Annotated in this window: 26 protein-coding genes; 13 read left to right on the plus strand and 13 right to left on the minus strand. The window is 59.4% G+C overall.

Annotated features, from left to right (window positions below):
* Nucleotides 1-137: 137 nt before the first annotated feature.
* The gene (gene aroE, locus ACYQ2T_RS09335) at nt 138-980 is read right to left on the minus strand and encodes a shikimate dehydrogenase (RefSeq protein WP_459900133.1); all 843 of its coding nucleotides are present in this window, start codon (nt 978-980) and stop codon (nt 138-140) included.
* Nucleotides 981-1,455: 475 nt separating this feature from the next.
* Between aroE and ACYQ2T_RS09340 the strand changes: the two genes are divergently transcribed.
* The gene (locus tag ACYQ2T_RS09340) at nt 1,456-2,391 is read left to right on the plus strand and encodes an IS110 family RNA-guided transposase (RefSeq protein ID WP_459900134.1); all 936 of its coding nucleotides are present in this window, start codon (nt 1,456-1,458) and stop codon (nt 2,389-2,391) included.
* A gap of 424 nt (nt 2,392-2,815) precedes the next feature.
* Here ACYQ2T_RS09340 and ACYQ2T_RS09345 read toward each other — a convergent pair whose 3' ends face one another.
* The 5 genes from ACYQ2T_RS09345 to queA form a co-directional block, all read right to left on the minus strand.
* On the minus strand, nt 2,816-3,370 hold the full coding sequence (locus ACYQ2T_RS09345) for a 2-oxoacid:ferredoxin oxidoreductase subunit gamma family protein (protein WP_459900136.1): 555 nt from the start codon (nt 3,368-3,370) through the stop codon (nt 2,816-2,818).
* Nucleotides 3,371-3,379: 9 nt separating this feature from the next.
* Nucleotides 3,380-4,144, minus strand: a complete 765-nt coding sequence (locus tag ACYQ2T_RS09350) for a thiamine pyrophosphate-dependent enzyme (protein WP_404844068.1) — start codon at nt 4,142-4,144, stop codon at nt 3,380-3,382.
* Between the two features lie 2 nt (nt 4,145-4,146).
* A complete protein-coding gene (locus tag ACYQ2T_RS09355) occupies nt 4,147-5,214 on the minus strand; it encodes a 3-methyl-2-oxobutanoate dehydrogenase subunit VorB (RefSeq protein WP_459900138.1) in 1,068 nt (355 codons plus the stop codon).
* A 3-nt stretch (nt 5,215-5,217) separates the two neighbouring features.
* Nucleotides 5,218-5,448: a 4Fe-4S binding protein gene (locus ACYQ2T_RS09360; protein WP_404844066.1), complete on the minus strand. Its 231-nt coding sequence runs from the start codon at nt 5,446-5,448 to the stop codon at nt 5,218-5,220.
* A 74-nt stretch (nt 5,449-5,522) separates the two neighbouring features.
* On the minus strand, nt 5,523-6,617 hold the full coding sequence (queA, locus tag ACYQ2T_RS09365) for a tRNA preQ1(34) S-adenosylmethionine ribosyltransferase-isomerase QueA (protein WP_459900140.1): 1,095 nt from the start codon (nt 6,615-6,617) through the stop codon (nt 5,523-5,525).
* Nucleotides 6,618-6,843: 226 nt separating this feature from the next.
* On the opposite strand from queA, the gene ACYQ2T_RS09370 reads away from it, so the two are divergent.
* The 8 genes from ACYQ2T_RS09370 (at nt 6,844) to ACYQ2T_RS09405 (ending at nt 14,684) form a co-directional block, all read left to right on the plus strand.
* Nucleotides 6,844-7,341, plus strand: a complete 498-nt coding sequence (locus ACYQ2T_RS09370) for a hypothetical protein (protein ID WP_459900142.1) — start codon at nt 6,844-6,846, stop codon at nt 7,339-7,341.
* A 13-nt stretch (nt 7,342-7,354) separates the two neighbouring features.
* Nucleotides 7,355-8,566 (plus strand): bifunctional phosphopantothenoylcysteine decarboxylase/phosphopantothenate--cysteine ligase CoaBC, encoded by a 1,212-nt coding sequence (coaBC, locus tag ACYQ2T_RS09375; protein ID WP_459900143.1) that lies wholly within the window; start codon nt 7,355-7,357, stop codon nt 8,564-8,566.
* A complete protein-coding gene (locus ACYQ2T_RS09380) occupies nt 8,548-9,276 on the plus strand; it encodes a hypothetical protein (protein ID WP_459900145.1) in 729 nt (242 codons plus the stop codon). Before coaBC ends, ACYQ2T_RS09380 begins: the two co-directional genes overlap by 19 nt.
* A gap of 872 nt (nt 9,277-10,148) precedes the next feature.
* Nucleotides 10,149-11,492, plus strand: a complete 1,344-nt coding sequence (locus ACYQ2T_RS09385) for an NfeD family protein (protein WP_459900147.1) — start codon at nt 10,149-10,151, stop codon at nt 11,490-11,492.
* 72 nt (nt 11,493-11,564) lie between these two features.
* The gene (locus tag ACYQ2T_RS09390; RefSeq protein WP_459900149.1) at nt 11,565-12,326 is read left to right on the plus strand and encodes a slipin family protein; all 762 of its coding nucleotides are present in this window, start codon (nt 11,565-11,567) and stop codon (nt 12,324-12,326) included.
* 148 nt (nt 12,327-12,474) lie between these two features.
* Nucleotides 12,475-13,482, plus strand: a complete 1,008-nt coding sequence (locus ACYQ2T_RS09395; protein WP_459900151.1) for an NAD-dependent epimerase — start codon at nt 12,475-12,477, stop codon at nt 13,480-13,482.
* A 90-nt stretch (nt 13,483-13,572) separates the two neighbouring features.
* On the plus strand, nt 13,573-13,863 hold the full coding sequence (locus ACYQ2T_RS09400; protein ID WP_404844058.1) for a GAK system XXXCH domain-containing protein: 291 nt from the start codon (nt 13,573-13,575) through the stop codon (nt 13,861-13,863).
* A gap of 50 nt (nt 13,864-13,913) precedes the next feature.
* The gene (locus tag ACYQ2T_RS09405) at nt 13,914-14,684 is read left to right on the plus strand and encodes a ParA family protein (RefSeq protein ID WP_459900153.1); all 771 of its coding nucleotides are present in this window, start codon (nt 13,914-13,916) and stop codon (nt 14,682-14,684) included.
* 84 nt (nt 14,685-14,768) lie between these two features.
* On the opposite strand, the gene ACYQ2T_RS09410 is transcribed toward ACYQ2T_RS09405, so the two are convergent.
* On the minus strand, nt 14,769-15,191 hold the full coding sequence (locus tag ACYQ2T_RS09410) for a hypothetical protein (protein WP_459900155.1): 423 nt from the start codon (nt 15,189-15,191) through the stop codon (nt 14,769-14,771).
* Nucleotides 15,192-15,272: 81 nt separating this feature from the next.
* Here ACYQ2T_RS09410 and ACYQ2T_RS09415 point away from each other — a divergent pair, with 81 nt between their 5' ends.
* From ACYQ2T_RS09415 to ACYQ2T_RS09430, 4 genes are all read left to right on the plus strand, one after another.
* Nucleotides 15,273-16,184 (plus strand): ParB/RepB/Spo0J family partition protein, encoded by a 912-nt coding sequence (locus ACYQ2T_RS09415; protein WP_404844055.1) that lies wholly within the window; start codon nt 15,273-15,275, stop codon nt 16,182-16,184.
* 68 nt (nt 16,185-16,252) lie between these two features.
* On the plus strand, nt 16,253-17,290 hold the full coding sequence (rfaE1, locus tag ACYQ2T_RS09420; protein ID WP_459900157.1) for a D-glycero-beta-D-manno-heptose-7-phosphate kinase: 1,038 nt from the start codon (nt 16,253-16,255) through the stop codon (nt 17,288-17,290).
* 534 nt (nt 17,291-17,824) lie between these two features.
* On the plus strand, nt 17,825-18,748 hold the full coding sequence (locus ACYQ2T_RS09425) for an IS110 family RNA-guided transposase (RefSeq protein WP_459898067.1): 924 nt from the start codon (nt 17,825-17,827) through the stop codon (nt 18,746-18,748).
* A gap of 406 nt (nt 18,749-19,154) precedes the next feature.
* Nucleotides 19,155-19,679, plus strand: a complete 525-nt coding sequence (locus ACYQ2T_RS09430) for a chemotaxis protein CheD (protein ID WP_459900159.1) — start codon at nt 19,155-19,157, stop codon at nt 19,677-19,679.
* On the opposite strand, the gene ACYQ2T_RS09435 is transcribed toward ACYQ2T_RS09430, so the two are convergent.
* The 6 genes from ACYQ2T_RS09435 to acs all read right to left on the minus strand — a co-directional run bounded on the left by ACYQ2T_RS09435 (nt 19,676) and on the right by acs (nt 25,963).
* On the minus strand, nt 19,676-20,065 hold the full coding sequence (locus tag ACYQ2T_RS09435; RefSeq protein ID WP_459900161.1) for a DnaJ family domain-containing protein: 390 nt from the start codon (nt 20,063-20,065) through the stop codon (nt 19,676-19,678). The two genes, ACYQ2T_RS09430 and ACYQ2T_RS09435, sit on opposite strands and share 4 nt — an antisense overlap.
* A gap of 567 nt (nt 20,066-20,632) precedes the next feature.
* On the minus strand, nt 20,633-21,331 hold the full coding sequence (locus ACYQ2T_RS09440; protein WP_459900163.1) for an amino acid ABC transporter permease: 699 nt from the start codon (nt 21,329-21,331) through the stop codon (nt 20,633-20,635).
* A 1-nt stretch (nt 21,332) separates the two neighbouring features.
* The gene (locus tag ACYQ2T_RS09445) at nt 21,333-22,094 is read right to left on the minus strand and encodes an amino acid ABC transporter ATP-binding protein (protein ID WP_459900164.1); all 762 of its coding nucleotides are present in this window, start codon (nt 22,092-22,094) and stop codon (nt 21,333-21,335) included.
* Entirely contained in the window at nt 22,094-22,807 is a 714-nt protein-coding gene (locus ACYQ2T_RS09450; protein WP_404844049.1) for an amino acid ABC transporter permease, read from the minus strand. The genes ACYQ2T_RS09445 and ACYQ2T_RS09450 overlap by 1 nt, the downstream gene beginning before the upstream one ends.
* Nucleotides 22,808-22,901: 94 nt before the next feature.
* Nucleotides 22,902-23,654 carry an ABC transporter substrate-binding protein gene (locus ACYQ2T_RS09455; RefSeq protein WP_459900165.1) on the minus strand — a complete coding sequence of 251 codons (753 nt, stop codon included), beginning with the start codon at nt 23,652-23,654 and terminating at the stop codon, nt 22,902-22,904.
* Nucleotides 23,655-23,977: 323 nt separating this feature from the next.
* Entirely contained in the window at nt 23,978-25,963 is a 1,986-nt protein-coding gene (gene acs, locus ACYQ2T_RS09460; protein WP_459900167.1) for an acetate--CoA ligase, read from the minus strand.
* Nucleotides 25,964-26,103: the final 140 nt, after the last annotated feature.

Below are 26,103 nucleotides of genomic sequence, written 5' to 3' on the forward strand. Positions count from 1 at the left end.
ACGCTTTTCCATCGGTTCTCCGGTGCTGTGTCAGTTCAGAAAAGGCCCAAACGGTAGCGGGTTTACCGCGCAAGGGCAAACCTGAGCGCCGCCGCATGCAGGCAAAAAGGAGTGTTCCACGGGAAACACTGGGGATTCTAGCCCAACTGCTCGCGCAGAAGCGCCCGGGCATCCTCCAAGGAGAACATCTCGCCCGTCCACAGCCGGAACTGCTCCACAGCCTGGTGCAGGAACATCTCCAGCCCATCCACCGTGTGGCACCCCGCCTCGGACGCCTGCTCAAGGAATGTTGTCCGCACAGGGTTGTACACAATGTCATAGGCAATCTGTCCCGGCCCCAGCTTCACGCCCTCCGGCAAGGGAGACAATGCAACACCGTCGCCAGACATGCCAAGCGGCGTCGCATTCACATGCAACTGCGCGTCAATACGATGACGCTCGTCCCAATCCGCCGCTGACACGTGGAACTCGCTCGCCAGCTCCATTGCCTTGTCCGCCGATCTGTTGACAATCACAATGTCCGGGACGCCAAGCTCCAACAGCCCAGCCACCACCGCGCGCGATGCTCCACCAGCGCCGTACACAATCGCCGACTCAATGCGGACCGGCATCTTGCGAAGCGGCGCCTGAAAGCCAAATACATCAGTATTTTCCGCCATAAGGCGCTTTCCGTCCCAATACAACGTATTGGCCGCGCCAACCGCAATAACGCCGTCAGACAGGCCGTCCACATAGCCCTTTATCGCCAGCTTGTGCGGAATGGTTACCGACAGTCCGGACAGCGGAGCCTCGCGCATATGCGCCATAAAATACTCCAAGTCCTCCGGCGGAAGAGGGTACGCCTTATACTCCGCATTCATGCCCAGCTGACCAAACGCCCAGTTGTGCAGAAGAGGACTCATACTATGGCCCAGCGGCCACCCAATTATTCCATAGCGCTTCGGCTCATCCGAGGCGCTGTGCGTCTGCTGTGCAGTCATATCGTCTCCATGTGCGTTTTCGTGCGCTACTCTTCAGGAGCGCGGCGCGACCGCGCTCCAAGAACGCGCAATCGCTTCGCTATCCTCGGTCAGCACGGGCGTGACGTCAACGCCCAACCACGACAACGGTGGCGTCCGGGCGGTGGAGTGGGCGCATGGGAGGTGGGGCGGCGAACGTTTTGTGCCTCCGGCGGGTTAAGCTCTTTGGCTTCTCGGCCTGACAGGGCGAGAAGCCTAAACGATAAAGAGAGCCTCCGGCGGGTTAAGGACTACCGTCCTTGTATATTGACCCTCAAGCCGAAGGCGGAGAAAAAAGAAAGCCGCCTCCATGACTGGCATGAAGGCGGCTGTTGCGGCAGACCGTACGTCCTTGAGTAATGAGCTCGTTGTTAAGCTGGGTCGCCGCAATATGTAGTACAAACTCGAATGATTGTTAGAGCACAAAGCTCGAATTTGCAAGGAAGAGTGAACTACGATGAAACGCACCATGGGCATTGACGTATCGAAGGCCAAGCTTGATGTCGCCATTTCTGGTGACGACAGCACGTCCACTGTTGAAAATAACCCTTCGGGTTTTCAGCAAATCGTTGAGACTGCAGAAGCGCATAAAGTTGAGCTCGTCATCGTGGAAGCGACAGGTGGATATGAGTCTGACGCCGCAGATTTTTTGATGGAGCAAGGCATTCCCGTCGCTGTCGTAAATCCGCGCCGTGTGCGTGACTTTGCCCGGAGCCTCGGAGTGTTGGCGAAGACGGATCGTATTGATGCTCTTGTTCTTGTTCAGTTTGGGGAAGTCGTCCCTGTCCGGGAAAATCAAAAAGTCCGGGCAACTCAGCGCAAGCTGGAAACTCTTGTTAACCGTCGTCGGCAGGTCGTCGAAATCCTTTCCCGGGAGCGCGTTCGCTTGCAGCGAGCTTCGTCTGATGTGCGCCCTTACATTGAAGACGTCATTGCGACTCTGAGAACGCAAGAAAAGAGTTTGTCACTTGAAATCAAGAAACACATTCTCAGTGACAAAGATTTTAGCGACAAGGCAACGTTGCTTGAAACCATGAAAGGGATTTCGTCTGTAACCTCTGCGACCCTTCTTGCTTTCTTTCCTGAGTTGGGGACGTTAACGCCGAAGCAAGCAGCTTCTCTAGCAGGCCTGGCACCATTCAACAGGGATAGCGGCAAGAAAACGGGGCAACGCTGCGTTTGGGGAGGACGAATAAAAGTACGTAGCGCCCTTTACATGAGCGCAATCTCAGCGACTGTCTGGAACCCTGCAATTCGAGCCTTCTACCAGCGTCTTTGCGATGCGGGCAAACCTAAAAAGGTCGCCCTCACTGCCTGTGCAAGGAAGCTTCTCGTAATTTGCAATGCGATTTTACGGACGGGAAAACCTTGGGATCCTGCACTTAACGCTTGATTGCCAATACGATTGCTTAACAATCCTGCGTGCGCACAGACCGGGTGGCTTTGTATGGAACTGTCGTCACCCCTGACGGCTCCCGGCCGTGTGGATTGGAAGATATTTTTTGGGGGGCTTTGGCGTCGTGTCCTTGCCGGTGAGAATCCCTGTTTGGGATGTGTGTGAAGAAAAAGAGAGAAGGCAGAAGAACCCGCCCACCCACCCTTATTTTCGGGGCGGCTTCCGCCCCGAAAATCCTGGGGATTCTCAAGGGTGTCACACCCTTGAGCCGCCGGAGGCTCTCTTTCTTTCTCTATCCCTTCGTCCTTTCAGGCCGAACGGCCTAAGAGCTCAAGCCGCCGGAGGCAAACAAACCTCTTCACAAAAAAAGGGGAGGGCGCAACCACGCCCTCCCGTATTCTTCTCATGTCCACCTTTGGCGCTAGTGCAGCGCCTTGGCGGCAACGTCGGCTCCTGCTTGCAGGGCTTCGGCGTTTTTGGGGATGAGTTTTTCGTAGCGTTTGGAGATGACGCTTGGCAGTGCGTCCTGCACGGCGCTGACGGGCATGACGCCTGTGGCCTGCACGTAGGCGCCGAGGGCGACCATGTTGGCCATGCGCGTATTGCCGATGGAGTCGGCGATATCGTTGCAGGGGACCATGATGGAGCGCACGCGCTCGGTTTCGACAAGAGACTCGTCCACGAGGGACGAATTAACGATCTGCACGCCACCGTCCTGCATCCGCGGCTGGAACTTATCCAGCGAGGGTCTATTCATGATGATAAGGCTCTTGGGGGTGCGGATGATGGGCGAGCCGATTTCCTCACTGGACACAACGACGGTGCAGTTGGCGGTACCGCCACGCATTTCCGGGCCATAGACCGGGATATAGGTAACGTTAAAGCCTTGGCCCATACCGGCGTAGGCCAGCAGATTGCCAATGAGCATCACGCCCTGTCCGCCGAACCCCGCCATGATGACATCCTGATACAGCATAGCGGCTCCTTATTCCTCACCCGCGGCGCGGTCAGTGAACACGCCGAGCGGGAAGTAGGGGATCAATTCCGACGCGATGCGTTCGTTGGCAGCGACGGGGGACATCTTCCAGTTGGTGGGGCAGGTGGCGAGGAACTCCACAAAGCCGAAGCCTTCGCCATTTTCCTGCGCCTCGAAGGCGCGGCGGACGGCTTTTTTGGCCTTAGCGATGTTGCCCACGGTGTTGACGGCCACGCGCGCGGAATAGGCGGTGCCGCCCAGCCCGGCGATGATTTCCGCCATTTTGATGGGCAGGCCTTCTTTATCTTCACAGCGTCCGCCGGGGCAGGTGGTGGTGGCCTGACCAATCATGGTGGTGGGGGCCATCTGTCCGCCGGTCATGCCGTAGACGGTGTTATTCACGAAGATGATGGAGATGCGTTCGCCGCGGTTGGCGGCGTGCATAATCTCGGCAAGGCCGATGGACGCCAGGTCGCCGTCGCCCTGATAGGCAAAGACAAAGGCGTCTTCGCGGGCGCGCTTGGCACCGGTGGCAACGGCGGGGGCGCGGCCGTGGGGTGCCTCGACGGCGTCTACCGTGAGGTAATTGTAGATAAACACCGAACAGCCGATGGAGCCGATGCAGACGGTCTTTTCGGCAAGACCCATCTCTTCGAGGCACTCGGCCACGATGCGGTGCACTGTGCCGTGCTGGCATCCGGGGCAATAATGCGTCGGACGGTCAACGAGAACCTCCGACGGCTTGAACACGAGTTTTTCCTGTGTCTGAGGCATGCTTATTTCCCTCCCAGCCGCTCAAGAATAGGGGCTTCGAAGTCATCGGGGTTGGGCAGGGTGCCGGGCATCTGGGCATGGAAGTCAGAATCCGCATGCCGCCGCACGGCCAGCCGCACATCGTCGACCATCTGCCCAAGGTTGTGCTCGATGGTCAGGAACCGCTTGCCGTTGGCGGCCAGCTGTTCCAGCGCTTCGGTGGGGAAGGGGTACAGCGTGATGGGCCTGAACAGGCCAACCTTGTGCCCCTTGGCGCGCAGGGCGCGCACAGTGCTTTTGACAATGCGTCCGATGGAGCCATAGGCCACGACAACAAGGTCCGCATCATCGCACTCAAAGGCCTCGTAGCGGATTTCCGCCTTCATGGCCTCGTACTTGTTCTGCAAAACGGTGTTGTGCGCGGCAAGGGCGCCTTCTTCGAGGAAGAGGGACTTGATGAGCCTTGGGTCGCGGCCAGCGGCGCCATCCAGCTGCCACGGGCCTGCGTTGTCGTCCACGTCCTCTGGCTGCCAGCAGGAGACAGGCTCCTTCATCTGGCCGAGGATGGCGTCGCCAAGAATCATCACAGGGTTCTTATAGCGGAAGGCGAGGGTGAAGGCCTCGATGATGAGGTCATAGCCTTCCTGACAGGTTGCGGGGGCGAGGACGAGCAGGCGGTAGTCGCCGTGTCCGCCGCCGCGGGTGGACTGGTAATAGTCGCCCTGACTCGGGCCAATGTCGCCAAGGCCCGGACCGCCTCTGTTCATATTCACGAGGACGGCGGGCAGCTGGCTTCCGGCCATGTAGGAAATGGCTTCCTGCTTCAGAGACATACCGGGGCTGGAGGACGACGTCATGGCGCGCACGCCGCACGCGGCGGCGCCCAGCAGCATGTTTGCTGCGGCGACTTCGCTCTCTGCCTGCACAAATTCGCCTCCGGCGTCGGGGAGCGCCTTGGAGAGGAATTCAGGAATCTCGTTCTGCGGGGTGATGGGGTAGCCGAAGAAGCACTTGCACCCGGCGGCGAGGGCGCCGCGGGCGATGGCCTCATTGCCTTTGACGAAGCGTTTTTCCGGAGATTGTTTGGCCATCGTCTACGCCTCCTTGGCCTTTGGGGTCTTGTAGACGGTGAAGCAGAAGTCCGGGCAGATTTTTGCGCAAGACATACAGCCGATGCATTCCTCCATTTTCCCCTGAGGAACCTCGACCACTTTGTAGCCCTGGGCATTGAACCTGTCGGACTGCTGAATGATCTCCTTCGGGCAGACGGTGGTACAGAGCAAACAGCCCTTACACCGCTCCTCCCGAATCTCGATTCTCGACATACGCAGCTCCTTGCTGATTCAAGAGTCAATCAGCCAGCCGTCCGAGAGCAGGTCAATGCGCGGGGCGCGGCTGGCTAGAGTATGAGCATTGCGTCGCCGTAAGAGAAGAAACGAAACTTGTTCTCGAGCGCGGTTGCGTACGCTGCGAGCACGGAATCCCTTCCAGCGAGCGCAGAAACCATAATAAGGAGCGAGGACTCTGGCAAATGGAAATTCGTCAGCATGCGGTCAACGACATTGAATTTCCGCCCCGGATACAAATAAATATTCGTCCATCCGGTGTAGGGCTGTATGCCGCCCGTGGCCGCAAAAGCGCCCTCAAGGGACCGCACGCTGGTGGTGCCGACGCACACCACGGGGCGTCCAGAGGCCTTGGCCTCGCGCACGGCGCGGGCGGTATCCTCGCTGACTTCAATGTATTCGCCATGCATGGAGTGCTCGCGAATATCCTCGCACCGCACGGGGCTGAAGGTGCCGTAGCCCACGTAGAGCGTGACCTCCGCCCATTCAATGCCGCGCTGGGCAAGGCGCTCGCGCACCACCGGCGTAAAGTGCAGGCCCGCAGTCGGCGCAGCCACGGAGCCGAGCTTGGCGTCCTCGGCGTAGACCGTCTGGTAGCGCTTGGCGTCCTCGGGGGTGTCGGGGCGGCGGATGTAGGGGGGCAGGGGGTAGTGGCCGTTGGCGATGAAGAGTTGGGCCAAATCGCCGCGCCAAAGAAGGCGTACTGTGCTCTGGCCGAACTCGCGCCGGTCCAGCACATCAAGGCGGAAATCATCGCTGATGGTAATGGTCTGGCCGACTTTTGGGCCCTTGGAGGCGCGCAGCAACCCGCCAACCTCGGCGGTGGACCAGCCGTCTCCGGCGTCCTGCACGCGCTCAAGCACGAGGGGGAGGGGGGTGAGCAGCAGAAACTCCACTTTGCCGCCAGTCTCCTTGTGCCCAAACACACGGGCGGGGAGCACCTTGGAATTGTTGGCGACGAGAAGGGTGTTCTCGGGCAAACGGTCTACAATGGAGGCAAAGGTGTCTATCTCGGTCTGGCCGGAGGCCTTGTCGAGCACGAGGAGCTTTGACGCATCGCGGTTGGCGGCTGGCTCCTGCGCTATTTGGTCCTCGGGCAGCTCGAAGGTATAGGACGAAAGTTGGTATTCTACGGGTATATCACTCATGGCAATCTGCATCCCGGCGGGGGGACGGTCCCACCGCATTTGCGGGCAGGGCATACGAGAGGGGCGCCCCCGCTGTAAAAAAGCGGGAGAACCGGACCGGTTACGCACCGGGAGGCCCCGTCCTGATTGATGTTTGGCTTCGAGTCGATTAGGGTGTACGACTGGCTGAAACGTGGCTTGCCACACTATCAACTGTACACGCAATCACCGTGACTCTGGAGGCAACATGCATAGACCGATTCTCCTGATCCTGGCAATGGTTTCCTTGCTGTCCCTGTGCTCCTGCCAGTCGGCACTGCAAAACCGTTCCGATGCCTCTCCCGAGCCGAACCGCCACGTTGCCCCCAAGGCCGTGAGTTCGTATCAGGAGTTTGACGATATCCTTATTCCCAATGACTTGGAGCTGGACAACAAAAAGTCCTTCGTCTTTGAGACGCCGAACTTCAAGACCGGTATCGTCACCTACGCTGGCCGCGTTAACGCCGTGGACCTTGCCAACTTCTTTGAGCGCAACATGACCAAGGACAACTGGCACCTGCGCAGCAAAATGAAGTACAACCGCACCATCATGGTCTTCGAAAAGCCGGACCGTGACTGCATCATCAATATTCTGGACGGCACCTTCGACACCGTTGTCGAGATTATGATTGCCCCGCGCCAGTCCTCCGGCGACGTGCCCACGCAGAGCATCCCCGCTCCCGTTGAGGAAAACCTGGCCCAGTAAGGGATACCGCATCATGTACCCACACACAGCGTTCACCGGTTTTCGGGGCAAGCGCCTGCATCTTGGCGTGAGCGGCAGTGTTGCCGTGGTCAAGTCCCTTGAGCTTATGCGGGCCCTTGCCAAAACCGGCGTCCACACCAGCGCCACGCTGACAACTGGCGCCCAGCGCTTTATCACCCCTCTGTCTTTTGAGGCTCTTGGGGCGGCGCCGGTGTACACCAGCATGGACAACACGGAGTCCAGCATCTTCGGCCACCTTGAGCCGGGGCAGGACGCCCACGTGTTTGCCGTTGCTCCGGCCACGGCAAACATCCTTGCCAAAATCGCCCACGGCATCGCGGACGACATGCTGTCGTGTCAGGCGCTGGCCTTCAACGGCCCCATGGTTCTGGCCCCGGCCATGAACCCGCGTATGTGGAACGCTGCGGCAACACGCGAAAACTGGCAGAAGCTGAAGGATCGCGGCGTTATCTGCATCGAGCCCACCTGCGGCGAAATGGCCTGCGGCGAGGACGGCAAGGGCCGTTTCCCCGATGTGGACAGCATCTCTCTGACCATTCTGCGCGCCCTCAGCCCGCAGGACTTGGCGGGGAAGAACATCCTCATCACCCTTGGCCCCACGCGGGAATACTTCGACGCCGTGCGCTTTTGGAGCAACCCTTCGTCCGGGACCATGGGCGCGGCCATCGCCGTTGCGGCGTGGCTTCGCGGGGCGAACGTCACCGCCGTATGCGGCCCGACCAACGTCTGGCTGCCGGAAGGCATCACCAGCATTGACGTGGGCACCGCCCGCGAAATGTTTGACGCCACCACAGCCCACTGGCCTGCGGCAGACATCGCCTGCCTCAGCGCAGCGGTGGCCGACTACCGCCCCGTTCCCTACGGAACTGGCAAATTCAAAAAGGAGGGGAGTGCAGGTCTGGAGGTCGCCTTTGAGCAGAACCCAGACATCCTGTACACCCTTGGTCAGAACAAGAAGGACGGCCAGCGCCTTATCGGCTTTGCGGCCGAGGCGTCCGACCTAGAGGCTAACGCCGCCGGCAAACTCACCAGAAAGAATCTGGATATGATTGTCGGCAATGACGTTTCGCGTCCGGACTCCGGTTTCGGCACGCCCACCAACGCCGTGGTCATCCACGACGTGACAGGCGCCACCGAGGCATGGGACCCGATGTCCAAGGCCGACGTTGCATGGAGGATTTGGGATTGGATGCTCGCGCTCTAAACATCCGCGAGGGGCTTCGCTCGTGGCACGAAGCCGGCCTGCGGCTGGTCTTCAAAGCAGACTTCCCTGCGGCCAAAGCCGCTGAGGAAGCCCGCGCCGCACGTGCGGCAGCGGCTCCTGCCCCTGCGCCAAAGCAGGGCGCACATGTTTCACATGAAACACCCGCCGCGCCAAAGCGCCGCCCACCGCAGCGCCCGCAAAAGGTCAACCCGCGCCAGCAGACCGCCCAGCCCTCTGCGCCCAAGAAATCCGCACCGCCTCCGGCAGGCCCGCAGTTTCCGTGGGAGGACTTCCGCCCCAAACTGCACACGCCCAGCCGCACGGTGTGGACCTATTGGGACCTTGGCGACGACTTTGGGGAGAATCCGAGCGCCGAGCGCCGCAAGCTCTTTGCAGCCATCATCAAAAACCTGCACTGGCCTGCGGGGTCCATCACCTTCTGGCCCGTCTCTGCGCAGCACCGCGGTTTTTTGCTGCCGCATCCCGGCAGCTTCTGGCGCGGCGTGCGAGAGGCCGAGGCGCAGACCGTTTTCTGCTTTGGCGAACGCGCCTTTCAGGCGCTGTTTCCGGGGCAGGACTTCACACCCGGCATCCGCCAAAAGAACGGCATGAATGTCTACGTCCTCCCCGGACCAAATGCCATGCTCGCGGGCGACAAACAGGCGAAGCTCGTCGCATGGAATGGCCTCAAGAGCTTCACACCGTCCTAAACACCTCCGCGCCAATACCGCACCACACGCCCCGCATTGACCACTGGTCAATGCGGGGCTTTTTTGGACGCCAGAAGGGCGGTGCACATATGGCAGGAGAGTGAACAAAGGCCCCCCCGCGAGGACGCATAATCCTCAAAGAGAACCATCCCGCGTCGCCCGAAGCGAAGAACACAGAAGAAGACACATCCCCTCGCCGAGTCGGACGGCAAAAGAGGACCAGAAAATCAAAACAACGACCTACCGCCCCAAAAAATAATCGTCACCAGTCACAGAGCGTCAGGGCTGAACGAATGCGCCTTCGCAAACCACAACGCCGCAGGTGCCCCCCCAAAAAAGCCAGAAGGGTGAAGCGAAAACAAATCACCCTCCATTTCCCCCTCACACACACTGATGAAAGGTCAACACCTCACCATTGAACAATCCAGCCCCAGAGACATAGTCCCGAATCGCCCGCAAACACCATCCCCTCCCAATCACATTGCCCACACCAAAACGACACACCAGACCAACTCCCCCCCTCCCCAATGAAAGGATTTTTAAGCATGAAATCCTTAAACCACCGGAGGTAACAAACGTAGAGCGCCCCCCCCCACGGCCCGCCCCGCGCACACAACAACGCCCCCTGCACCCAAAACGCACCACACCCGCCAATCAACCCGCTCACTCCCACCACCACGCCCCACACCCAATGCCCCCGCACCACCTCCGCCCCACATTTCTCCCCCTCCCGCAGCGCCCACACTCGCGACGAGTGCGATCGCGAAACGGCTTTTGCCGCCCGCGCGAAAAGCGCAGAATCCTTTGCCCATGCCGCCCATTATTTGGTAGTATTCTCCAACTCCCTTTTGGCCATTTGGAGGAATGCTGTCATGCTCGGAGCCTTACGGCTGTTCACCACGTGTCTCATTGCGCTGTGCTGCCTGTGTGGTGCGGGCAGGGCGGGCGCCGAAAACGCCACTGACCCTGTACCGGTCCGGGCTCCTTTTACTGTGCTGGAATTCGCCATAACGGGCACCATCAACCCAGCACAGGCCGACGCCTTAAACGACGCCATCCACCATGCCCAAACGAGCGGCGCGGACCTGCTTCTGCTTCGCATCGATACCCCGGGGGGCCTTGGCACCAGCATGCGCGAGATGGCGCAAAGCATCCTTGGCGCGCCCATTCCCGTTGCCGTGTGGGTTGGCCCGGGCGGCGCGCGGGCGGCATCTGCGGGGGTGTTCCTCGTCGCCGCGTCGCATATTGCGGGCATGAGCCCGCAGGCAACTATTGGCGCAGCCAGCCCCGTGAACCTCTCCGGAAAGTCCGTTAACGGCACCATGGGGCAAAAGGTCACCAACGACATCATGAGCCTTGTGCGGGCCATGGCGCACTCCCGGGGGCGCAATGTGGAGTGGTACGAGAAGGCGGTGGAGGAGAGCGCCAGCATCACTGGCACCGAAGCCGTCAACACGGGCGTGGTTGAAATCCTTGCACGTTCCGAAGACGATTTTCTCCGCGCCATTGCCAAAGAGGGCATTCCCTTCCGGGGCGGCACCATCGCCTTCGACCCGGCACGGATCGAGCGGGTCACATTTTCGCCAGGGGCAAGGCACACTATCCTGTCATGGCTCCTGAGCCCGCAGGTGGCTTACCTGCTCCTTCTCGGGGGCATGGCCGGACTGTTCTTTGAACTCGCGACACCGGGGGCCGTTTTTCCCGGTGTGTTCGGCGGACTGTGCCTGCTGCTGGCCCTCTACGCACTGTCCATCCTGCCAACCACCGCGGCAGGGGTACTGCTCATCCTCTTTGCGATGCTCCTCTTCATTCTGGAAGTGTTTGTCACCAGCTACGGCTTGCTTGCCATTTCGGGCCTCGCTGCGCTGTTCTTTGGGTCCACTATTTTGTTCCGCTTTGAATATGGCTTTACGGCGCTGCCCATGGGCATCATCGCGTCCACGGTTGTTGGCGTGGGGTGTATCGTTTTCCTGGGCGTCTACTTGGTCGCCAAAGCGCAAACCATCCCCGTCCGCCTCGGCCCCCAAACCCTTGTGGGCAAGACCGCCGTGGTGCGGACATGGCAAAACGGCAAGGGCCAAGTACTCGTGCGCGGAGAGATTTGGACCGCAGAGCACCCCGAGGGGCTGCCCATGGACGAAGGCGACACCGTCCGCGTTGTGCGGACGGAAGGCCTCCGCCTCATTGTCGTGAAAGAAGAGGGCGCGGCCGTGTGATGCCGACGCACCACCACGACCATATCACCAACTGGCCAACGGCCACGAGAGCACCTGCCACCCGGAGGAAACATGCTGTATCAAGTCCTGCCAGCGTTGGGCCTTATCATCCTCGTTCTTCTGGCATCCTTGCGGGTGCTCAACGAATACGAGCGCGGCGTCATTTTCCGCCTTGGGCGCGTCATCAAAGCCAAAGGCCCGGGCCTTATCATCCTCATCCCGGTCATTGACCGGATGGTGAAGGTCAGCCTGCGCATCCTTGCCCTTGATGTACCCAATCAGGACGTCATCACGCGCGACAACGTGAGCATCAAGGTCAACGCCGTGGTCTACTTCCGCGTGCTGGAGCCCATCAAATCCATCCTTGAAGTTGAGGACTACCTCTTTGCCACGTCCCAGTTGGCCCAGACCACGCTGCGCAGCGTGTGCGGCGGGGTGGAGTTGGACGAGATTTTGTCCCACCGCGACATGGTCAACAATCAGATTCAGGAGATACTGGACCAGCACACGGACGCGTGGGGCATCAAGGTCAGCACGGTGGAACTCAAGTACATTGACCTGCCGCAGGAGATGCAGCGCGCCATGGCCAAGCAGGCCGAGGCCGAACGCGAGCGCCGCGCCAAGGTCATTAATGCCGAGGGCGAATATCAGGCCGCCAACAAATTAGCCGACGCGGCGGAAATCATCAGCCAGTATCCAGAGGCCCTGCAGCTGCGGTATTTACAGACCATGCGCGAGATGGCGGCGGAAAGCAAAGCCTCCACCGTCCTGCCCCTGCCTCTTGATTTTTTTTCATTTAACTGGAAGTCTCGGCCGGGGCACGGGGGCGACTGACCCCACCCCGGCATGTTTCACGGGAAACATGTAGTGCCGATGCGGCGTGGGAAACACGCACTGCATCGCGCCGCCTTTCGGCTTCAGGGGCACTGCACGCGACCCCTGTCTTCCTGTAGCATCACACCGCAACATGCGAGAACACACAATGAAGATATTGGTGACCGGCGCTGCCGGGTTCATTGGCTCTACGCTGAGCATGCGCTTCCTTGAAGAAGGGCATACCGTTGTCGGCCTCGACAACCTCAATGACTATTATTCCGTTCAGCTCAAGAAGGACCGTCTGGCCCGCATTCAGGATCACCCCAACTTCACCTTTGTGAAGATGGACCTGGAAGACGAGCAGGGCATGGACGAACTGTTCAAGCGCGAGCAGTTCACCCACGTCATCAACCTTGCCGCTCAGGCTGGCGTTCGGTACTCCATCGAGAACCCCAAGTCCTACATCAATTCCAACACGGTCGGCTTTCTGCACATCCTTGAGGGCTGCCGCCACTACGGCGTGAAGCACCTTGTGTTTGCGTCCTCCAGCTCCGTGTATGGCCTGAACACCACCATGCCGTTTAGCGTGCATGACAACGTGGACCATCCCATCAGCCTCTATGCTGCGACCAAAAAGTCCAACGAGCTGATGGCGCATACCTACTCCTACCTGTACGGTCTGCCGTGCACCGGTCTGCGTTTCTTCACTGTGTACGGCCCGTGGGGCCGCCCGGACATGGCGCTGTTCCTGTTCACCAAGGCCATCCTTGAAGACCAGCCCATCAATGTCTTCAACCACGGCAAAATGCGCCGCGACTTCACCTACATTGATGACATCGTGGAAGGTGTGCTCCGTGTAACTAAGCACACCCCCGCACCGAATCCCGAATGGACCGGTGAAACGCCCGACCCGGGCACCTCCTGCGTGCCCTACAAGATCTACAACATTGGCAACAACAATGTCGTGGAGCTTGGCAAGTACATTGAAGTACTGGAAGACTGCCTCGGCAAAAAGGCCAAGAAGAACTACATGGACATGCAGCCCGGTGATGTACCGGCAACATACGCCAATGTAGATGATCTTGTCCGCGACGTTGGCTTCCGCCCGAATACGCCGATAGAAGAGGGCATTGCCCGATTCGTAGAGTGGTACAAGGAGTACCACGGTCTATAATTCACATTGACAGGGGAGAGGGGCTTCCAGTATCGCAACTGGTAGTCCCCCCTTGTCCCTTAACGAATGGAGTAACTCAGAGGCTTCGACATGGATTTCCAGACGCTGAAAAACGACCTTGAAACAACGTTCGCCCAGCTTCTTGACAACACCAGCCACGGCGAGATGCCTCAGAAGGAGGTGGTGGACAACTTTGTTCGCCTGTGCCGCATGCTGCAAAACCAAGCGTATGACGATTGGGCCGGGGAGGCTGAAGACTTCGCCCACATGGCCGTTAAGCTCCAGCAAGCCGTCAAGCGAAAGGAACTCCAAGAGGCCGTCATGATAGTCGAATCCCTCGACGCCGCTAAAGACTATTGCCATCGCATGTTTAGCATGTAAGCAAAGCCCTGCGATGTTTCCCGTGAAACAGCGGGAAGGAGTAGTAACGCGTGTCGCGCATCATTATTGTCGCCAACCAAAAGGGCGGCGTGGGCAAAACAACCACGTCCGTCAACCTCGCCGCCAGCCTTGCCGTTATGGAAAAGAAGGTCTTGGTCGTTGACTGCGACCCGCAGGCCAACGCATCCAGCGGTCTAGGCATTTACCCCGAAAGCGTGCAGAGCAGTACCTACAGTATCCTGCTCGATCCGCCTTCGGCTCCGGAAGCCGTCAAGCTGACTTCCATTCCGTACCTCTCCATCATTCCTGCCCATCAGGACCTTGTGGCGGCGGAAATCGAACTGGTCGGCAAGCCTGCGCGTGAATACTTCCTGAGAGAAGCCCTCCTGCCGCTCAAGGACGAATACGACTTCATCATCGTGGACTGTCCGCCGTCCCTCGGCCTGCTGACGCTCAACGCCATGTGCGTGGGCGAAGAGGTGCTCATCCCCCTCCAGTGCGAATACTTCGCCCTTGAAGGCATCGCCAAGCTCCTGCAAACGTATGGGCTTGTCCGCAGACGCCTCAACCCCGGCATCCGCCTGCTGGGCGTGGTGCTCACCATGTACGACACCCGCAACAGGCTGTCGCGACAGGTGAAAAACGAAATCCGAAAAACCCTGCCGCAGCACCTGCTTGAAACGGTGGTCCCGCGCAATATCCGCCTCTCGGAAGCGCCAAGCTATGGCAAGCCGGTCGTTGGATATGATATCAAATCCAAAGGCGCGGAGGCATACCTGCAACTTGCCAAGGAAGTCGTCACCCGCAGGCCCCAGGCCTAACGCCCGATATTTCAATGCAGAAAAGCCCCCGCACTGGGCAGGGGCTTTTCGTGAAGACATCCGTTTCGCAACACCGCCACGCGGCTAGCGAGATTTTCTGTCCACCGGCGGCTTGCATTCAAAGGTCACTTTGTCCTTGAAATGCCGCTTCGTAATGCGGGACGAACACTGCTGGCACTCAAAGGTGACCAACCCGCCAAGGTTCGCCGCCTTCAGGCGGAACACGCGGGGGTCGTCGCTCTCCCAATCCTCTGTGGAAGCACCGCAGTGCTCGCAGTGGACTTTGCCATCAGGAGGATACGGAAAGTCCCAGTACTCCTTGAGCATGTTCAAATCGTCAACCGGCTCAGGAATAACCGCATCCTCAAAACATTCCGGATACAGCTTGTGAAGAAGCGGCTCAATGTGCGCATCCAGGCTGTTCCAAAGTTCAGGACTCATCCACACGCCAAGGCTCTTGCCCTTGTCGTCGTAGAGAAACTTTACGTTATCATCAAGACGGGACATGGTTCCTCCATAGGGGGTATGTTGTGACCAGCAAATGCCAAGTGATGTATTGCAACCCCCGCAATGTCAAGGAGTAGGAATATGGCTGCACTGCAAAGAGGACTCGGCCGCGGCCTGGACGCACTGCTCTCCGGCTTTCAGGAAGATATGGAAGCACCGGAAGTCGTCCTCGTCCCCATTACCAAAATCCGAGCGAATCCCAACCAGCCGCGACGCGAATTCGAAGACGACGCGCTGGAAGAATTAGCCGCCTCCATTCAGGCAAACGGGGTGCTGCAACCTGTACTGGTACGCCCCATCGATGAGGAAGGCCAGCATATGTACGAGCTCGTCGCCGGTGAACGCCGCTGGCGCGCCTCGCAAATCGTTGACCTGACGGATATTCCCGCCATCATTAAGCGCATCTCCGACGAGGAAAGCCTCGCCATCGCGCTTATTGAAAACCTTCAGCGTGAGGACCTCAACCCCATCGAAGAGGCCCTCGGCCTGAAGCGACTGCAGGATGAATTCGGCCTCACGCAGGATGACCTCGCGAAGAAGGTCGGCAAAAGCCGTCCCGCCATCGCCAACCTGCTGCGCCTGATCCAACTGCCACAGGCCATTCAGACCGATATTCAAAAAGGCCTCATGAGCGGCGGCCACGGGCGCTCGCTCCTCGCCATCACCGACGAGGACGCACAGGAAGCCCTGCGCCAGCGCATTCTGGACGAAGGCCTCTCCGTGCGCGAATGCGAGGCCATCGCCGCTTACTTCAAGCGCACCGGGCATCTGCCCGAGGCCACCGGCACCCCCAAGGCCAAAGGCAAAAAAGGCCAGCCCAAGGAAGTGCTCCCGGTCATCACCGAGCTGAATACCAAGCTCAAGGAGACGCTGAACCTCAAGGTCAACATCTCCGGCGACACCGAGAAGGGACGCCTTACCGTCTCCTACAGCGATCAGGAAGAGTTCCTCTCCCTGATGCAGCGCCTCGGCCTCGACGTCACCCTCGATTAACTCCACCGGCCCGGCCAGAACCACACGTTCCAGCCGGGCCAGTTTTTGCCCCAGAGCATAGATTACACATGAACGACACCACGACCATTTCCCCAGAAAGCCTGCTTCATGCCCTCGACGCCATGGCGCACAAAAAGGTCCTCATCGTCGGAGATCTCGTCCTCGACCACTACGTCATGGGCGCCGTCGGGCGCATCTCCCCAGAAGCCCCCGTCCCCGTCGTCGAAGTCGGCAGCGAACGCTACATCCTCGGCGGCGCAGGCAACGTGGCGCGAAACATCAAGACCCTCGGCGGCCAGCCCGTCATCATCGGCGTCTGTGGACGCGACGCCGAAGGCGACCTCATGACCAGCCTGCTGCAACAAGACGGCATCACCGCACGCACCGTCTGCGACGACACGCGGCCAACAACCAAAAAGACCCGCATCATCGCCCAGCAGCAACAAGTCGTCCGCGTCGACTGGGAAAACGCCGCGCCCGTCTCCGAGGCCGTGCTCACCCAGCTCATGGACTCCCTGCGCCATGAAGCCGCAGACGCCGAAGTCATCATCCTCTCCGACTACGGCAAAGGCCTCATTACCGACGTGTTCATGCAGCAGCTGGGCGCCATGCTCAGTGCATTGCCCCGTCGCCCAAAAGTGCTCGTCGATCCCAAGATGCGCAATTTTCATCTCTACAAGAACGTCGACCTGCTTACCCCAAACACCAAGGAAGCAGGCGAAGGCGCGGGCTTTCCCATCACCACCCAGCCCGAAGATACCCTGCGCGCCGGTCGCGCCATCTTCGAACGCCTCGGCAACAAAAACCTGCTCATCACCCTCGGCGCCGACGGTATGGCGCTCTTCGAGGGCCCGGGCCACGTTCGGCGCATCCCCACAGCCGCGCGCCAAGTGTTCGACGTCACCGGCGCAGGCGACACCGTCATCGCCACCCTCGGCCTCGCCCTCGCCGCAGGGCTCGACCTGCTCACCAGTTGCGTGCTCGCCAACTACGCCGCAGGGATGGTCGTCGCCCAAGTCGGCACCGCCGCCGCCTCTGCCGATGAACTCCGCGCCGCACTCCAAGACTACGACGACACCCCCGTCGAGACATGGCTTGATGAGTAACAGCAATTACTGCTCGCGCATTAAAGCCGCCGCACTGCCTACAGTGCCGCGGCTTTTTTCTTTCGCAGCGCCAAGCTGCCAGCAGCAATCGCCAGCCGAAGCGACAAACCCATTTTTTGCCGCCTCACGCGGATGCTGTGGCGCTTTTACGTTGCTCGCAGGGCGTAGGTCATATTTTTTCAAAAAACGCTTCATTTGCGCCCGTCGCAGTGGGGGGCAGTGCGGGTGGTGAATGCGTTCGCCCCTCCCTCATGGGGAGCGGTGGGCGAACGGGGCGCGAGGGGCCGGGCTTTGGATGCCTCCGGCGGCTTAAGGGCTACCGCCCTTGTATATTGACCCTCAAGCCAAAGGCGGAGAAAAAAGAAAGCCGCCTCCATGACTGGCATGAAGGCGGCTGTTGCGGCAGACCGTACGCCCTTGAGTTACGAGCTCGTTCTTAAGCTGGGTCGCCGCAATATGTAGTACAAACTCGAATGATTGTTAGAGCACAAAGCTCGAATTTGCAAGGAAGAGTGAACTACGATGAAACGCACCATGGGCATTGACGTATCGAAGGCCAAGCTTGATGTCGCCATTTCTGGTGACGACAGCACGTCCACTGTTGAAAATAACCCTTTGGGTTTTCAGCAAATCGTTGAGACGGCAGAAGCGCATAATGTTGAGCTCGTCATCGTGGAAGCGACAGGTGGATATGAGTCTGACGCCGCAGATTTTTTGATGGAGCAAGGCATTCCCGTCGCTGTTGTGAATCCTCGCCGTGTGCGTGACTTTGCCCGGAGCCTCGGAGTGTTGGCGAAGACGGATCGTATTGATGCTCTTGTTCTTGTTCAGTTTGGGGAAGTCGTCCCTGTCCGGGAAAATCAAAAAGTCCGGGCAACTCAGCGTAAGCTGGAAGCTCTTGTTAACCGTCGCCGGCAGGTCGTCGAAATCCTTTCCCGGGAGCGCGTTCGCTTGCAGCGAGCTTCGTCTGATGTGCGCCCTTACATTGAAGACGTTATTGCGACTCTGAGAACGCAAGAAAAGAGCTTGTCACTTGAAATCAAGAAACACATTCTCAGTGACAAAGATTTTTGTGACAAGGCAACTTTGCTTGAAACCATGAAAGGGATTTCGTCTGTAACCTCTGCGACTCTTCTTGCTTTCTTTCCTGAGTTGGGGACGTTAACGCCGAAGCAAGCAGCTTCTCTGGCAGGCCTGGCTCCATTCAACAGGGATAGCGGCAAGAAAACGGGGCAACGCTGCGTTTGGGGTGGGCGAATAAAAGTACGTAGCGCCCTTTACATGAGCGCAATCTCAGCGACTGTCTGGAACCCTGCAATTCGAGCCTTCTACCAGCGTCTTTGCGATGCGGGCAAACCTAAAAAGGTCGCCCTCACTGCCTGTGCAAGGAAGCTTCTCGTGATTTGTAATGCGATTTTACGGACGGGAAAACCTTGGGATCCTGCACTTAACGCTTGATTGCCAATACGATTGCTTAAGAATCCCTTTTGCGCACAGGCCGGGTGCGTGTGGAAGGGGCGGTCGTCACCCCTGTACGGCTCTCGGGGCTGTGTCTGTTTTTTTGGGGGTGGGGTATGGAGGAGGGGGCTACGCGGTGAGAATCCCTGTTTGGAATGTGAGAATGAAAAGAGACATGGCAGGAGGCCTCGCCTATCCACCCCGTATTTTTCGGGCGGCTTCCGCCCGAAAAATCCTAAGGATTGTTAAGGAAATTATTTCCTTAACCCGCCGGAGGCCCTCTTCTTTCTTCCCCCTTAGCCCTGTGCCTATGCCTCACCAAAATTTGATTGGTCACATGAAGGCGCGGTGTTATGCTAAAAAGTGACGCATTTTGTGGTGTTCACATCTGACCTGGAAGGGTGCGGTGTTTCGGAGTCTTCTGGAGCGGTATCCCGGGCTGACATTTCACAACCTTGGGGTTGGTGAAGGGATGGCGCTGTGTGAGCAGGCAGCGGTGACGACGGTTTTGGGATCGTGTGTTGCTGTCACGCTCTTCTGCCCGCACATGCGTTGCGGGGGGATATTTCATGCGCTGTTGCCAACGCGTGGCGAGCGCAGTGTCCGCCGCGAGGGCGATGTGTATCGGTTTGCGGACGAGGGAACGCATCGGCTCATTGAGGAGATGGTCAACCTTGGTTGCACAACGTCGAATCTGGAGTGCAAAATGTTCGGCGGCGCAAACTCGTTCTTTGCGGACCAGTACGCCGTCGGCACCCGAAACGCAGAAAACGCTCTCAGCGTCCTCCAGCGTTACGGCATCACCCCCAAGGCGCAGGACATCGGTGGCGTTCGCGGCAGGAAGCTCTTCTTCCTCACGCACACCGGAGAAGTCTACCTGAAGCGCCTCACAGGCTCAGCCGAAAACGACGCGGCAATTGAGGAAACCTAGTCGCTGTCCTTCTTCGGCACGCTGACGCGCTGCACAATCTCGTTGTAATAGTCGTCCTGCACCTTCAAGGACATGGACCGGGACGCCCCAAGGCGGCTCATCAAGTAATTGAGCTTGCGCATCTGGCGGCAGCGCTCCTGCTCGTCCTCGGCATGGTGAAGCAAGTCCGCCGTAGACCGAATATCCCGCTCCGCGTCCACCTCCGGCGGCAGATGCCCGGAATTCTTGAGCACCTTGTACGCCATGCGCAGGTCCTCCGGCACCATGGAATCATCCTCAAACACCAACGGCTTGCCCTTGCCCGCAAGGTCATCAAACTCGCCGCGCTCCTGCGCCTCGCGAATGCGCTCCTCCGCAAGCTGATCAAACAACGCAAATACACTCATCGTTCCATCTCCTTCCTGCGCAGGATACCCATCACTGCGGGGGTTGCCAAAAACCTTTTTGGGCTTTTGGGCCATGACTTTTTTGGGCCTGCGGCGGCTTTCGGAATGGGGAAAGAGGGCCTCCGGCGGGTTAAGGAAATAATTTCCTTAACAATCCTTAGGCTTTCTCGGGCGGAAGCCGCCCGTGAAATAGGGGTGGGCGGAGGAGATCTTCTGTCTTATCTCTTTTCTTTCTTGCACATTCCCAACAGGGATTCTCACCGCCCATCACACAACGCCAAAGCCCCCCCAAAAAAATTCTCCATCCACACGGACGAGAGCTACACAGGGGTGACGACCGCCTCATCCACACGCTCCCGGCCTGTGCGCAGATGGGATTCTTAAGGGCGGTCGCCCTTAAGCCGCCGGAGGCCCCACAAGCCCGGCCCCGTACGCCCCACATTCGACCACGACCACCCCTCACCTCACCCCGTCCAGCCACCGTTAGCGGACCGCATCTCTCCACCAATAAAAAAGCCCGCAACGCCAAGACGTTGCGGGCTCCCTGAGAAAAGGGCAGTGCCCCGGCTAGTCGCCGGTGGATATGGCGTTGAAGCCGGGGATGGAGGTGCGTTTTTCGAATTCACGCAGCCCCCATGTAGCGAGGGTGACGAGCAGCAGATAGTAGAGCCCGACCACGGAGAACACCTCGATATTGCGCCATGTGGCCTTGGCGATCTCACGGCCCATGCCAGTAAGGTCGTTGACGGTGATAATGGACGCCAGCGAGGAGTATTTGATGAGGTAGATAATTTCGTTGCCACAGCCGGGCAGAGCGCGGCGCACGGCCTGCGGGAGCACGATGTGGACGACGGTCTGAAAGGGCGTCATGCCGAGGGCTTCGGCGGCTTTAAGCTGGCCGGACTTAATGGACATGAGGCCCATGCGTACATACTCGGACTGATAGGCGGCGCTGCACATGAAGAAGCCGATAACGGCGGCCTCCATGGGGTCCAGCACGAGGCGGAAGCCCCCTACGGAGATGTAGGGCAGGGCGAAGTACCAGAAGTAGAGCTGCACGACGAGGGGCGTCCCGCGGAAGATGGCGACGTAAACGTCGGCCAGCCAGCGCAGGGGACGCGGACCGTAGACGCGTATGGTTCCCGTGAGTACGCCGAACACGACGCCAAGGGCCGACGCGGGGATGATCAGCTTGAGGCTGACCAAAAGCCCAACGTTCAGGCCCGGAACGACGCGTTCCATAACGAATTGCAGGAAAGCGTCCATGTTACAGGGTCTCCCCGGTCAGTTCGTTGATCTTGGAGCAGAACTCCTGCGTGCGGGAGGCGGAGCCTGCGCCGAGTAGCTCTGCGGGGGAGCCGTGCTCAATGATTTCACCCTGCTGCATGAATATGAACTCATCCGCAAGCTGGGAGGAGAACGTGATCTGGTGGGTGGCCATGACCATGGTCATGCCGTTCTGCGCAAGGTCGCGAATAACGGCGAGCACCTCACCGATAAGCTCGGGGTCAAGGGCGGAGGTCGGCTCGTCGAGGAGGAGCACTTCCGGGTCCATGGCAAGGGCGCGGGCGATGGACACGCGCTGCTTCTGGCCGCCGGAAAGCTGGGCGGGATACAGGCCTGCACGCCCGGCAAGGCCCACGCGTTCCAGCTCGGCCATGGCGCGGTCGGTGGCTTCGCGCTTGTTCATGCGGCGCACTTTGGTCAGGGCGATGCGCACGTTCTCCATGGCGGTAAGATGATCAAACAGGTTGAAGTCCTGAAAGATCATGCCCACTTTTTGCCGGTAGTCGTTAAGCACCTTGCGGTTGGTGTAGTCCACTTCCTCACCACTTAGCCAAAAGCGGCCGGTATCGGGCGTGATGAGAAAGTTCATACACTGGAGCAGGGTACTCTTGCCGCCGCCGGAGGGGCCGATAAGCACCTTGAGGGAGCCGCGCCCCAGCTCAAGGCAGGCGTCGCGCAGAACGTGGTTTTCGCCGAAGGACTTATTGAGTCCTTGCACCTTTAATATGACAGAATCAGACATTAGAAGGATCCCTCCCGGGAGTAGCCCGGAATCCGTACTTTCACTTCAAGCCGACGCAGGGCCTTGAGGCCGAACCACGTCAGAACAAAGAACAACAGCCCCGCAAACACGGCGAGCGGCAACGGCTGATGCGTTGTGGACGCCACGGAGCGCGTTCTGGACATCAGTTCCATGACGCCGATGACGAACGCCAGGGCCGAGTCCTTGAGAATGATGGAAAATTCATTGGACCAGCCGGGAATGGCCAGCCGGAGCGCCTGCGGCAAAATGATGGACACGATGGCGTCGCGGTCGGACATGCCGAGGGCGCGGGCGGCCTTGAGCTGGCCGGACGGCAGCGACTGAATGGCTCCGCGGAAAATCTGGGACTGGTATGCGCCGCTGGTGAGGCCCAGCACAATGACGGCTGCCGCAAACGCGCTGTCGAGGCCGATGGCTCGCAGGGCGGGGAACACTTCCGTCAACGTGGCGAGAATGCCGAAATAAAAGAGGTAGAGCATCACCAGAATGGGCACGCCGCGAAACAGCCAGACATACAGCCCAACAAGGCGCCGCACCGGGCGCGAGCCGTACACGTGCCCCACAGCCATGGGGATGCCGAGGCACAGCCCAAGGGCCAGCGCACCAATAACAAGACCTGCCGTCCACCAAATGCCGGACAACAGGTACGGAAGCGCATCCAATATCGCAGCGAATGCCTTGGTAAAATCCATAGTCGTATCGCTTTGTTAAAAAGGAAAAAACCGCCCGGAACGGTCAACGGGACCGATACCATCCGGGCGGCTCAAAAGTGAGAACGTTTTCAGGCTAGTGGATGTTCCACTTGGCCTTCAGCTCTTTCCAGTAGGGATCGGCCATGAGCAGCTTCAGACCTTCGTTGAGCTTTTCGCGCAGGTCGCCGTCGGTCTTGCGGACGGCGTAGCTGTACACTTCGCTTTCAAGGTCAAAGGTGCCGCAGATGTGGTAGGGCTGATCCTTCATCATCTCGTAGGCGATGGTGCTGTCCATGGCGGAACCGTCAATGCGGCCGATGGGCAGGTCCTGCATGGAGAGGTCGGTGGAGTCGTACTTTTTCACCGTAAAGTCCATGCCGTCCTTCTTGGACAGGGCATCAAGATAGGCGGCGGTGTTGGTGCCACGCTGCACGCCAACGGTCTTGCCGGAGGTCAGGAAGTTTTCCAGATCGCCCTTGATGTTGTCGCGCACCACGAGCACCTGCGTGACTTCGTAGTAGGGGATGGTGAAGTCAACGACCTTGGCGCGCTCCTTGGTGGCGGACATGCCACACGCGATAAAGTCGAGCTTTCCGGCGTTAAGCGCGGGGATGATTCCGTCCCAGTCCATGGGCTGATGGCGCACTTCAAAGCCCATCTTGTCGGCAATCCAGTTCACGGCGTCCACATCGAACCCTGCGGGATCGCCGTGCTTGTCAACGTAACCGAAAGGCGGAAAGCCAAAATCGATTCCATTGACGTAAACTTTGTCGGCAGCGATGGCGCCGCTTGCAAGCATCAGGGTCAACATCAGGCCAAAAATACCAGCAATAAGCTTCTTACCCATGGTTTCCACTCCTTTTGTGCCCGCATACCCCCCGGGCAACTGAACAGTTATCCACTCCCTCAATCCCGGTTCTGCGTAGAAACCGGAACTCTTGCGAATACCAAACCAGTGCAGGTCGGGCAAGCCCGAATAGTAGGGGCAAATTGGGACGGAATCACAAGGTGATAGTGGCCTGACAGACCAAGGCGAGGCCGAACGGCGTAGGGTGGCGACCGGGTAGCGGTAGGGCGGCACACGAGGCGAGCGGCGCCGGCCCCCACAACATGCGAGGGCCGGATGCCCTATGCATCCGGCCCTCAATGCGGGAGTGCTGCTGCCTCGCGCTAGGCGAGCAATTCGTCGCGACCTTCCAGCAGGTCCGTGATGACACCGGGGTCGGCAAGGGTGGAGGTATCGCCGAACTCGTCGGTGATGCCTGCCGCAATCTTGCGCAAAACCCGGCGCATGATCTTGCCGCTTCGGGTCTTTGGCAGTTCGTCGGCGAACTGGATGACCTCTGGTGAAGCGATGGGGCCGATCTCCTTGCGCACCCACCCGCGCAGTTCGGCCATAAGCTCATCGGTGGGTTCCGAATCCGCGGTGAGGGTGACGTAGGCGTAGATGGACTCGCCCTTGATTTCATGCGGCATGCCGACCACGGCGGCTTCGGCCACGGCGGAGTGCGCAACGATGGCGGACTCGATTTCGGCGGTGCCCATGCGGTGGCCGGAGACGTTGATCACGTCGTCCAAACGCCCCATGACCCAAAAGTAGCCGTCATCGTCCGTCCGCGCGCCGTCGCCGGACTCGTACATGCCGGGGAAGCGCTCGAAGTAGGTGCTCTTAAAGCGCTCCGGATCGCCGAAGACGCCGCGGAGCATACCGGGCCACGGCTTGCGCACCACAAGGTGCCCGCCTTCGCCGGGGCCGACGGGCGTGCCCTCGGCGTCAACGATGGCGGCGTCCACACCGGGCAGGGGCCGGGTGGCGGAGCCGGGCTTGAGGGGAGTCGCGTAGGGCATGGCGGAGATGAGAATGCCGCCGGTTTCGGTCTGCCACCATGTGTCCACGATGGGCAGATTCTTTTTGCCGACGTTCTCGTAGTACCACATCCATGCCTCGGGGTTGATGGGCTCGCCAACGGACCCGAGGATGCGCAGGGAGGACATGTCGCGCTTGTCCGTCCACTCCGTGCCCTCGCGCATGAGGGCGCGGATGACGGTGGGCGCGGTGTAGAAAATGTTGACCTTGAACTTCTCCACAATCTGCCAGAAGCGGTCCGGCGCGGGGTAGCTGGGCACGCCCTCAAACATCAGCGACGTGCCGCCAAGGCACAGCGGGCCATACACGATGTAGCTGTGCCCGGTAATCCACCCGATGTCGGCGGTGCACCAGTAGACATCATCGTCGGTCAGGTCGAAGACGTGCTGCATGGTGCTGGCGGTGTAGGTCAGGTAGCCGCCCGTAGTGTGCACAACGCCCTTGGGCTTGCCGGTGGACCCGGAGGTGTAGAGGATGAACAGGGTATCCTCGGCCTCCATGTGCTCCGGCTCGCAAAAGCCCTGCACGTCCTCGGCGGCCACTTCCTCGTGCCACCACGAGTCGCGGCCGTCGGTCATGGAAATGTCGTTGCCCGCGCGCTGCACCACAACGCACTTCTTGACGGTGGGACATCCGGCAAGGGCTTCGTCGGCGTTGGGCTTGAGGGGAATAGTGCGCCCTGCGCGCAGCACAGCGTCGGCAGTGACGAGCACTTTGGCCTCGCAGTCGTTGACGCGGTTTTGCAGGCTGATGGCGGAGAAGCCGGCAAAAACAATGGAGTGCATAGCCCCGATGCGCGCGCAGGCCAGCATGGCAATAGCCAGCTCCGGCACCATGGGCAGATACAGCGCCACGCGGTCGCCCTTGCCAACGCCCATCTTACGCAGCACGTTGGCGAACTTGTTCACCTCGGTGTGCAGCATCTGGTAGGTGAACACGCGCACGTCCTCGTCCGGCTCACCCTGCCAAATGATGGCGGCCTTGTTGCGGCGGCCATTCTTGATGTGCCTGTCCAGGCAGTTGTAGGCGACATTCAGGGTGCCGCCTTGGAACCACTTGATGTCCGGGGTGTGGAAGTCATACTCCAACCCCTTCTGCGGCGGCGTGAACCACGAAATGAGTTCCTGCGTCCGCTTCATCCAAAAGCCCTCGGGGTCATCCATGGATGCGGCGTACAGCTCTTCATATTCCTTCATGGACGCGACCCACGGCGTGCCGTCCCCGCGCTGGAAGGGTTCAAAGAGCCTGTTTTCCTGCATCATGCTTTCAATCTTTTCCTGATCAGTCATATGCACTCCCTTGCTCTGGCCTTGAAAAAAGACAGTCCGCGGCATGTGTGGAGACCGTTGCAGCAGTTCGGACTCCATCGTTTATTGAATACACGCTTTTATAGGCCTTGAGAATTTCAGTGGACATGTTTTTTTGGTAA

The sequence above is a fragment of the Desulfobaculum senezii genome (assembly GCF_054657395.1).

Bases quoted from the DNA above. Each gene is read 5' to 3' on its own strand.
- aroE (WP_459900133.1), bottom strand. From the start codon at position 980: ATGACTGCACAGCAGACGCACAGCGCCTCGGATGAGCCGAAGCGCTAT.
- ACYQ2T_RS09340 (WP_459900134.1), top strand. From the start codon at position 1,456: ATGAAACGCACCATGGGCATTGACGTATCGAAGGCCAAGCTTGATGTC.
- ACYQ2T_RS09345 (WP_459900136.1), bottom strand. From the start codon at position 3,370: ATGCTGTATCAGGATGTCATCATGGCGGGGTTCGGCGGACAGGGCGTG.
- ACYQ2T_RS09350 (WP_404844068.1), bottom strand. From the start codon at position 4,144: ATGCCTCAGACACAGGAAAAACTCGTGTTCAAGCCGTCGGAGGTTCTC.
- ACYQ2T_RS09355 (WP_459900138.1), bottom strand. From the start codon at position 5,214: ATGGCCAAACAATCTCCGGAAAAACGCTTCGTCAAAGGCAATGAGGCC.
- ACYQ2T_RS09360 (WP_404844066.1), bottom strand. From the start codon at position 5,448: ATGTCGAGAATCGAGATTCGGGAGGAGCGGTGTAAGGGCTGTTTGCTC.
- queA (WP_459900140.1), bottom strand. From the start codon at position 6,617: ATGAGTGATATACCCGTAGAATACCAACTTTCGTCCTATACCTTCGAG.
- ACYQ2T_RS09370 (WP_459900142.1), top strand. From the start codon at position 6,844: ATGCATAGACCGATTCTCCTGATCCTGGCAATGGTTTCCTTGCTGTCC.
- coaBC (WP_459900143.1), top strand. From the start codon at position 7,355: ATGTACCCACACACAGCGTTCACCGGTTTTCGGGGCAAGCGCCTGCAT.
- ACYQ2T_RS09385 (WP_459900147.1), top strand. From the start codon at position 10,149: ATGCTCGGAGCCTTACGGCTGTTCACCACGTGTCTCATTGCGCTGTGC.
- ACYQ2T_RS09390 (WP_459900149.1), top strand. From the start codon at position 11,565: ATGCTGTATCAAGTCCTGCCAGCGTTGGGCCTTATCATCCTCGTTCTT.
- ACYQ2T_RS09395 (WP_459900151.1), top strand. From the start codon at position 12,475: ATGAAGATATTGGTGACCGGCGCTGCCGGGTTCATTGGCTCTACGCTG.
- ACYQ2T_RS09400 (WP_404844058.1), top strand. From the start codon at position 13,573: ATGGATTTCCAGACGCTGAAAAACGACCTTGAAACAACGTTCGCCCAG.
- ACYQ2T_RS09410 (WP_459900155.1), bottom strand. From the start codon at position 15,191: ATGTCCCGTCTTGATGATAACGTAAAGTTTCTCTACGACGACAAGGGC.
- ACYQ2T_RS09415 (WP_404844055.1), top strand. From the start codon at position 15,273: ATGGCTGCACTGCAAAGAGGACTCGGCCGCGGCCTGGACGCACTGCTC.
- rfaE1 (WP_459900157.1), top strand. From the start codon at position 16,253: ATGAACGACACCACGACCATTTCCCCAGAAAGCCTGCTTCATGCCCTC.
- ACYQ2T_RS09425 (WP_459898067.1), top strand. From the start codon at position 17,825: ATGGGCATTGACGTATCGAAGGCCAAGCTTGATGTCGCCATTTCTGGT.
- ACYQ2T_RS09435 (WP_459900161.1), bottom strand. From the start codon at position 20,065: ATGAGTGTATTTGCGTTGTTTGATCAGCTTGCGGAGGAGCGCATTCGC.
- ACYQ2T_RS09440 (WP_459900163.1), bottom strand. From the start codon at position 21,331: ATGGACGCTTTCCTGCAATTCGTTATGGAACGCGTCGTTCCGGGCCTG.
- ACYQ2T_RS09445 (WP_459900164.1), bottom strand. From the start codon at position 22,094: ATGTCTGATTCTGTCATATTAAAGGTGCAAGGACTCAATAAGTCCTTC.
- ACYQ2T_RS09450 (WP_404844049.1), bottom strand. From the start codon at position 22,807: ATGGATTTTACCAAGGCATTCGCTGCGATATTGGATGCGCTTCCGTAC.
- ACYQ2T_RS09455 (WP_459900165.1), bottom strand. From the start codon at position 23,654: ATGGGTAAGAAGCTTATTGCTGGTATTTTTGGCCTGATGTTGACCCTG.
- acs (WP_459900167.1), bottom strand. From the start codon at position 25,963: ATGACTGATCAGGAAAAGATTGAAAGCATGATGCAGGAAAACAGGCTC.